General features: G+C 60.6%; 8 protein-coding genes. 2 read left to right on the top strand and 6 right to left on the bottom strand.

The genetic code is table 11. From position 1 onward, the window contains the following. The first annotated feature begins 198 nt into the window (after nucleotides 1-198). Entirely contained in the window at nucleotides 199-1,608 is a 1,410-nt protein-coding gene (locus tag CDA63_RS17215) for an FAD/NAD(P)-binding protein (RefSeq protein WP_088465702.1), read from the top strand. A gap of 80 nt (nucleotides 1,609-1,688) precedes the next feature. On the opposite strand, the gene CDA63_RS17210 is transcribed toward CDA63_RS17215, so the two are convergent. From CDA63_RS17210 to CDA63_RS17195, 4 genes are all read right to left on the bottom strand, one after another. Further along, nucleotides 1,689-1,976, bottom strand: a complete 288-nt coding sequence (locus tag CDA63_RS17210) for a hypothetical protein (RefSeq protein WP_088465701.1) — start codon at nucleotides 1,974-1,976, stop codon at nucleotides 1,689-1,691. 111 nt (nucleotides 1,977-2,087) lie between these two features. Continuing rightward, nucleotides 2,088-3,092: a zinc-binding dehydrogenase gene (locus CDA63_RS17205; RefSeq protein WP_088465700.1), complete on the bottom strand. Its 1,005-nt coding sequence runs from the start codon at nucleotides 3,090-3,092 to the stop codon at nucleotides 2,088-2,090. 115 nt (nucleotides 3,093-3,207) lie between these two features. Further along, nucleotides 3,208-3,615: a thiol-disulfide oxidoreductase DCC family protein gene (locus CDA63_RS17200; protein ID WP_088465699.1), complete on the bottom strand. Its 408-nt coding sequence runs from the start codon at nucleotides 3,613-3,615 to the stop codon at nucleotides 3,208-3,210. Between the two features lie 19 nt (nucleotides 3,616-3,634). Continuing rightward, on the bottom strand, nucleotides 3,635-4,393 hold the full coding sequence (locus tag CDA63_RS17195; protein WP_242434724.1) for a Dph6-related ATP pyrophosphatase: 759 nt from the start codon (nucleotides 4,391-4,393) through the stop codon (nucleotides 3,635-3,637). A 122-nt stretch (nucleotides 4,394-4,515) separates the two neighbouring features. Between CDA63_RS17195 and CDA63_RS17190 the strand changes: the two genes are divergently transcribed. Next, nucleotides 4,516-4,830 carry a hypothetical protein gene (locus tag CDA63_RS17190; protein WP_088465697.1) on the top strand — a complete coding sequence of 105 codons (315 nt, stop codon included), beginning with the start codon at nucleotides 4,516-4,518 and terminating at the stop codon, nucleotides 4,828-4,830. A 157-nt stretch (nucleotides 4,831-4,987) separates the two neighbouring features. On the opposite strand, the gene CDA63_RS17185 is transcribed toward CDA63_RS17190, so the two are convergent. Both CDA63_RS17185 and CDA63_RS17180 read right to left on the bottom strand, forming a co-directional pair. Continuing rightward, nucleotides 4,988-5,497 carry a DUF4126 family protein gene (locus tag CDA63_RS17185; RefSeq protein ID WP_088465696.1) on the bottom strand — a complete coding sequence of 170 codons (510 nt, stop codon included), beginning with the start codon at nucleotides 5,495-5,497 and terminating at the stop codon, nucleotides 4,988-4,990. A gap of 164 nt (nucleotides 5,498-5,661) precedes the next feature. Then, nucleotides 5,662-7,512, bottom strand: coding sequence for a DUF885 domain-containing protein (locus tag CDA63_RS17180; protein WP_088465695.1), 1,851 nt, complete (start codon nucleotides 7,510-7,512; stop codon nucleotides 5,662-5,664). Nucleotides 7,513-7,526 lie beyond the last annotated feature (14 nt).

Raw genomic sequence — 7,526 nt, 5'->3', positions numbered from 1 at the left:
TCGTACCCGGGGCTTACTATTAACAGGGTTATTTAACGGCTTTTTTGGCTTGAAAACAGGCGACAACTAGTTACCTGTGAGGCTGCTATTATACTTGTTGCCCTTCAGGGGCAACAAGTATTTTATATGGCAAATCACAATTATTATATAATCTTTCCGCCAGAGTACTACCTTAAAGGTTTCTAACCAACTCAGGCGGTGCAGCGCAAAAGCATAACCATCATTGGCGGCGGATTTTCTGGCTCCATGCTAGCTGTTCAGCTGGCCCGGCTGGCCGGCGACCAGCCCTTTGCCTGCGACGTGCATCTGGTGGAACCCCGGCCGGTACCCGGGCCGGGCTTAGCTTACACGGCCCGGCGGCCCGAATACCTGCTCAACGTGCGCAGCGAGGCCCTGAGCGCTTTCCCCGATCAGCCCGACCACTTTGAGAACTGGCTGCGTATTACGGGTCCGCCCGAGTATTGCGCCCAGGATTTTTGCTCGCGCCAGAACTACGGCCGCTACCTCCAGCAACTGGTAGGCCAGGTGCTGGAATGGCCTTCCCTGAATGGCATCAAAGGCCACTGGCACAACCAAACAGCCCGCTCGATAACCCTCAACCCCGATGGCGGCCCCGGAGCGGTGGTGAGACTACGCAACGATACCATCATCCGCACCGATTACGTGGTGCTGGCCTTGGGCAACTTCCCGCCGCCCCCGCCTACCCGGGGAACGGGCAGTACGGCCTACCTGAACGCGCCGACTTATCACGGTAACCCCTGGGCAGTGGGCGCGTTGCGCGATATTGCATCCGACGAATCGGTGTTGCTCATCGGCACTGGTCTCACGGCAGTCGATATTTTGCTGGGTTTGCGAGCAGACGGGCACCGTGGACCAGTAACCGTAGTGTCGGAGCACGGGCGTTGGCCAGTAGCCCATTGCGCGTCGGCTGCGCCCTACCCAAGCTTTTACGCCGCCGAACTAGCCGGCCTGACCACCGTTGGGGAGGTGTTGCGGGTGGTGCATCGGCACCTGCGGGCCTCCCACGCCCAGAACCACGACTGGCGGCCGGTGCTCGATTGTCTGCGGCCCGATTTAGGCCGTATCTGGGCAGCCTGGCCGTTGGCCGAGCAAGCGCGGTTTCTGCGCCATCTGGCCAGCCGGTGGTCGGTAGCCCGCCACCGCAGCCCCCCTGGCAACGCGGCCATTCTGCGGGAGATGCTGGACTCGGGTAGTGTAAAGCAGGAAACTGGCCGGGTTCAAGCTATTATGGCCACGCCCGAAGGCCTGCAGGTTCAAGTGCAGCAGAAGGTGGGAGTTGCCCGGACGCTGGTGGCCCAACATGTCATCAACTGCACGGGTCCGCTGCTCGATTACACCCGGATTCAGAGCCACTTAGTGAAGGATTTACGCGAGGAAGGCTATCTGGTACCCGATCCGCTACGGCTAGGCATCATTACCGACAACCACGGGGCACTCATCAATGCCGCCGGCCAAGCCTCGGAGGTGCTCTTTACCCTAGGGGCCAGCCGCCGGCCGGCTTATTTCGAATCGACTGCGGTACCCGAACTACGCGCCCAGGCCGTAGCCATGGCTCAGGAGCTAGGGCTCCGCCTGCAAAGCAGTTAGTAGAGTATCTTCACTAAAAAGCAAAAAAGTGGTTTCCTGATAACAGGAAACCACTTTTTTGCTTTTTAGCCCTCGCAATATTAAGCAGCCATCTGGTCGTCGTGCGAGTAGAGCGGCAGTACCCGGGTATCGGTACCGGGCTCGGGGAAAGACAGCACGGGCATGTTCGGGTACTGCTGGCTGACTGGAGCACTGCGGCGCAGGGCCCGCATGAGCAGGTACTTGTATCTCTCGGCATCGGCCAGGGCAGCTTCCACAGCTTGCAGGGCGTCGGTATAGGCTACTACAGGCACGAATTCGGCCGAATCACCAGTCGGATAAGTCAGCTCGAACGTGGGGCAAGTGAGGTACTCGGCAGGGCTTTTCATGAGGCAGCAAGATAGGCGTTTAGATGACAACTAACTAACCTTATTAGCAGGTTTTTGATTCCCTGGAATTCGCTTATTTTTCTTGCCTGAAACTACCCTGAACCCAAAAAGCTAGGCCTTTATTTTTAGCACCAGCTTACCGAATTGCAATCCTTTTTCCATCCGGCGCAGGGCCTGCTCACCCTTGGCCAGCGGAAAGGTTTCGTCGACGACCGGTACCAGCTTGTGCTGTTCAAACAGGCGAACCATCGCGGCAAAATCCTGCTTGGTGCCCATCGTGGAACCTAGCAGCGACAGTTGTTTCCAGAATACCTTGCGGGCCGCTAGTTCGGGCACATCGCCCTGAGTGGCCCCGTAGAACACAATGCGGCCACCGGGTTCAGCGGCATCAATCAGGTTGTTGAAGCCCGGGCCGGCAGCACTATCAATGATAACGTGGAAACCGCCCCCGGCCTGCTTGGTGAGTGCGGAAGGCCATTTTTCCGTGTTGTAGCTGATGCCGCCCCGGGCACCCAGTTCTACGGCCTGGGCAATTTTATCGGCCGAACTCGACGTTACCCACACCTCGGCCCCGATGGCTACGGCCATTTGCAGGGCCAGCAACGCCACGCCCCCGCCCACACCGCTGATGAGGACCCGCTCGTCGGGCTGTATCTGGGCGCGGGTAAAGGCGGCCCGGTAGGCCGTTACGCCGCCCAAGGGCAGGGCAGCAGCTTGCTCGAAGCTCAGATGGGCTGGTTTGGCATGTACCGCCGTTGCTGGCACGCACACGTATTCGGCAAAGGTACCGTCTTGGGGCAGGCCCAGAATCTGAAAATCGCGGCCCTGCGCGGCGGGGTTGGTACCCCAGTCCTGGCCAGGGTTGATGAGCACGGCCTGATGCAACAGTTCCGCGTCGACGCCTTCGCCGAGGGCCGTTACAGTGCCAGCCCCATCGGAACCCAGAACGATGGGAAACTTGAGGCCGGCGTATTGGCCCTGCTGAATCCAAACGTCGCGGTGGTTGAGGGCGGCGGCGTGCAGCTGCACCTGTACCTGGCCAGCGGCAGGCTGAGGAGTGGGCACCTGCTCGTAGGCGAGGGGCTGGTTGATACCGTGAAGTACGAGGGCTTGCATAAATGAATTACTAAAAAGTGGAAGACAAATTAGTGAGGGCAATGAACGTCAGCCTTATTCTGTAGTGCCTTTCTCGGCGCATCTCTGCTTCGGCTTGCTACGCCGACGGCTACAGTTACAGAAACCGGGCTTGCAGTTCCGGTGTGGGTAGCCAGCACGATTCCTGGCGGCCGAACCAGCGGTAACGATACCGGGCAATGAGGCGGTATACGGCATCGCGCAGAGGACGCGGAAACCACCGGCCGGCACGGGCCAGTACTGCCCACCGGCCGCCCAGCCGCGCCAAAATGCCGAGCGCCGCTGCCGAATGGGTGTAGGCCTTTCCGTCGGCCAGCAACACCACCGAATCGGGGGTGCTGGGCGCCGGCAGCTTGTGGGCCGTCAGCAACTCCTGCCCCGCTGCCGACTGCAACGCCGCAAACCGGAACTGCCCGGCGGCATCGTGCTGAATGACGAATTGTACGAACCCGTTGCATAGGTTGCAGACGCCATCAAAGAGAATAACGGAGGGTTGGCCGGACATGGGCGGAAGAGGTAGTGAATTAGTCAGGACTATCGGACGGGGCGGATTGTTTTGGCAGCTGGCCCTCCTGCCCATCGTCTTCCGGCAGCAGATCCTGGTACCAGAACCCTACTTCGGCCGCGCCGGAACCGGCGGGGGCCGGGTACGTACGCCGCACCAACTCGCCGCGCCGGAACGCGATGGGGTGGCTGAAATAGGGTGCCTCGAATACGAAGCTGTGGTACTCGCCGTTTTCGCCGCAGGAGTCCACGCCCGGCGGTAAATCGCGCAGGAAATCGGCGTTCAGCTCGCGGCCACAGAAACTCCGGTCGAGGTACTGCTCATTTACGCACACCACTACCGCCCGGAAACCCAGGGCCAGAAACTCGGCCAACAGCTCGCAGTTAGGGCGCTGCCAGAGCGGGAAAACGGCTTCCAGGCCCAGCAACGACAACTGCTGCTCCCGGTAACGGCGCAAATCTTCCAGAAAAATGTCGCCGAACACGGCCCGCGTTACGCCCCGGGCCGTCAGCGGGTCGAGGGCGGCGCGCATCAGATGCTCGTAGTCGGCCATAGCGGGGCTTTCGGGTAGGTTGAGACGGGTGAGCGGCAGGCCCAGCCGCTGGGCCTGCGCTTCGAGCATAGCTACCCGTACCCCATGCATCGACACGCGGCCGTAGTGGGCGTTCACGCTGGTCAGCAAATCGGTGACGTGCAGCGTGGGGTCGCGCAGGGCGTGGTAGAGGGCCAGGGCCGAATCTTTGCCCCCGCTCCAGTTCATAACGGTTAAACTAGGCATGGGCCGAAGGTACGGCCTCAGCCGCGAGCCCCGGGTTGATTTCGCGCAACCCCAACCCGCTTCGGCACGTTTGCCCAGCAGCCCTTCAGGGCCCGGCTTATCTCCTCCGAATCCTTCTTCTTATGAATCGTCTGCTTTCTTTCTGCCTGCTCGGTACGCTTGGCGCGGCCCTCACTGCCTGCGACTACAGCAACACGCCCGGCAAAGACACCCAGTTCAGCCAGGATTTTACCAATGCGCCGGAGGCCACGGCCACCGAAACCAACCTCGACAGCGTCAGCCAGAGCCAGGATGCCTATACGCCCATCGGTAAAGGGTCGGCCGCCGACCAGAAAACGTCCGTAAATTCGGCCGTCGACGCTCAACCAGGCAACTCGCCGGTCAACTCCATGCCCCAGACCAATACCGAAGCCAAGGCTTCAACCCGCGAAAACTAAGTTTTAGGCGGCTTTGCAGCCGTTTTAGCACCCGGGATTTTCCCGGCTCCACCCCTTACCTGCTCTCCTTCCTGTACCACAACGCCCCTCCGGACTATCCGGGGGGGCGTTGCAGGTTTACGGGCTTTTTGTTGACCAGAGCTTGCAGGAAGCGTGCTTACAGGTTCCAGGAACGAGGCTGAGGCTTGCCCACGTCGGTGCCCTTGGTGAGGGCCAGGCCGAAGCCCAGGGCCACCAAGTCTTCTAAGCCGCCCACGATGCCGCCCGGCAACCCCGATTCGAGGGTCGCGCGCTTGCGCAGGAAGTAGCTCAGGTAGGTAGCGGCCACGGCGGCCAGTCCGCCCAACACGGCTCCATTAAGGGGTTTGTCGTGGCTAACGCGGAAGATGGTGGCTCCCACCAGCGCCCCCGAGGCCGCCCGGCCCAGTAGCCCGGCGGCCGCAATCCGGTCGGGCGTCCCGGATAGCTTGTCGCCTATCGTTTCGCCGACTGACAGCAGCCTGAAGCCCCAGCCAACCCAGTTTTTTTGCATGTAGCGCAACGGTGAGCCGGCCAGCGCCTGCGGGTGGTAGGTGTGCAGATTGCTGCTGAGCAAGGCAGGGGCCGTCATGCTTCGGAAGCCGGCCAGGGCTCCCAGGCCCACGGTTTGCCAATGATATTTAGTCATAACAGAGAAGTTGAATCGCTTGAAAAGGTGGAGCCTTTTCTAACGCAACCCGCGCCTTGGTGGTTGGAAACACAGCAAATGAGAACCGTTCATTCAGCGCATGTGGCTTGATGCGCCACATGCGCTGAATGAACGGTTCTCATTTAACTTTTCAATCCTCAATCTTACTTCTGGCTGGCCGCCCAAGTGTCCATTTTACGTTCGAGCACGGCCAATGGCATCACGCCGTCGTGCAGCAGCTCGTCATGGAAGTCGCTCAGGATGAAGTGGGCGCGGTTCTGGCCGGCATACTCCTCGCGCAGGCGGTTGGCGTTGCCGCCCAGCTGCTGCTCGTACTTCTGGCGCAGCTCCCGGATTTTAAGCGCCCCGATCTTATAGCTCAGCGCCTGGCCCGGAATAGCCATGTAGCGCTCAATTTCGGCTGTGGCCCCTTCCTCACTGATGGCCTCGTTGGCCATCATGTACCGGATGGCTTCCTCCCGGCTCATGTTTTTGGTGTGCATCGCCACGTCTACTACTAGGCGTACGGCGCGGTGCATTTCGTCGCCGAGGGCGCCCATGTACTGGTAGGGGTCGGTGTAGAGGCCCAACTCCTTGCCCAGGCTTTCGGAGTAAAGCGCCCAGCCTTCGCCCATGGCCCCGTACCAGGCAAAGCGCCGGAACTTGGGCAGGTCGGTGTTTTCCTGCTGCAACGATATTTGGTAGTGGTGGCCCGGAATGGCTTCGTGCAGAAATAGCGACTCCATGCCCGAGGTTACGTTGAACTTGGTGGCATCCAGAATCGGGATGTAGAACACGCCGGGGCGGGAGCCGTCGGGGCTGCCCTGGTTGTACTCGGCCGAGGCCGAGGCCGCCCGGAAGTCTTCGGTCTGGCGGATTTCGAACGGCGTTTTGGGCGTGCGGCCGAACATCGTTTTCAGGTTGGGCTCCATCTTGGCCTGAATGGCCCGGAAAGCGTCCAGCACCTCGGCGGGCGTTTTATAGGGCATCAGCTTGGGGTCGGTTTTGAGGGACTCGAAGAAGGCCTTCAGGCTGCCCTTGAAGCCCACCTGCTGCTTCACCTTCTCCATTTCCTGCCGGATGCGGGCCACTTCCTGGCGGCCGGTCTGGTAGATTTCCTCCGGCGTCTTGTCTGTGGTGGTCCACGTTTTCACGTAGTACTTGTAGAGCTCGGGGCCACCCGGAATAGCCGAAATGCCGGTGCTGGCGCGCGCCTTAGGCAGGTATTCCGTTTCGAGGAAGTCGCCCAGTTTCTTGTAGGCGGGCACCAGTTCCGTGAGGATGGCCGCCTGATAGGCCTTGGTGAGGCGCTCCTTATCGGCAGCGGCCATACCGGCGGGCAGCTTCGTGATGGGGCCATAGAACAGGCTTTTGGTGGCGTCCGTGGTTTCCATGGCCCGCATCTGCGGAATCATTTTTACCACCAGCGCCCGGGGCAGCACTACGCCGGCCTCCATGCCCTGGCGGAAGTTGCTGATGGCCGTATCGGCCCACACCGAGAACCCCTTCACGCGGCCCAGCCAGTTGTCGTAGTCCTGGGCCGTTTTAAAGGGCTGCACGCCCTCGCCCGAGCCGTACTGGCCCATGCTGATAGGCAGGCCCCAGAACTGCTGGAAGGGCATCATCCAGGTATTGAGCTTCAGGCCTTCGAGCTTGTTAGTGAGGTCGTATTCGAAGATGTCGTAGCTGGTTTTGTCGTTGGTGGCCAGCTCCGCGCGCTTGAATTTGTGCAGACCATCGAGGTACTTCTGGTAGAAGCCGCGCAGCTGCTCGCGGAAGGCCCGGGTGCCGTCGTTGGGCAACTGGTCGTTGAAGCGGTTGTCACCCTGAGTAGTGGCTTCGAGCGGGAACAGGCGGGCGTTTTCTTCCCAATAGTAAGCAAAGAGCTGGTCGATGTCCTTCACGTTGGTCAGATTCGGCACGGTGTAAGCGGCATTGTCGTCGGCCGGTTTCTGCTGGTTGCAGCCCGCCAGCAGCGCACCGGCCAGCAGCGCGGTAAGTACTATTTTCTTCATCAGGATCACGAATT

The sequence above is a fragment of the Hymenobacter amundsenii genome (assembly GCF_002204745.1).
GTDB lineage: Bacteria > Bacteroidota > Bacteroidia > Cytophagales > Hymenobacteraceae > Hymenobacter > Hymenobacter amundsenii.
Note: the sequence above shows the minus strand (reverse complement) of the source record. Positions and strands in the feature narration are given on the sequence as shown.

Bases quoted from the DNA above. Each gene is read 5' to 3' on its own strand.
- CDA63_RS17190 (WP_088465697.1), top strand. From the start codon at position 4,516: ATGAATCGTCTGCTTTCTTTCTGCCTGCTCGGTACGCTTGGCGCGGCC.
- CDA63_RS17180 (WP_088465695.1), bottom strand. From the start codon at position 7,512: ATGAAGAAAATAGTACTTACCGCGCTGCTGGCCGGTGCGCTGCTGGCG.
- CDA63_RS17195 (WP_242434724.1), bottom strand. From the start codon at position 4,393: ATGCCTAGTTTAACCGTTATGAACTGGAGCGGGGGCAAAGATTCGGCC.
- CDA63_RS17205 (WP_088465700.1), bottom strand. From the start codon at position 3,092: ATGCAAGCCCTCGTACTTCACGGTATCAACCAGCCCCTCGCCTACGAG.
- CDA63_RS17210 (WP_088465701.1), bottom strand. From the start codon at position 1,976: ATGAAAAGCCCTGCCGAGTACCTCACTTGCCCCACGTTCGAGCTGACT.
- CDA63_RS17185 (WP_088465696.1), bottom strand. From the start codon at position 5,497: ATGACTAAATATCATTGGCAAACCGTGGGCCTGGGAGCCCTGGCCGGC.
- CDA63_RS17200 (WP_088465699.1), bottom strand. From the start codon at position 3,615: ATGTCCGGCCAACCCTCCGTTATTCTCTTTGATGGCGTCTGCAACCTA.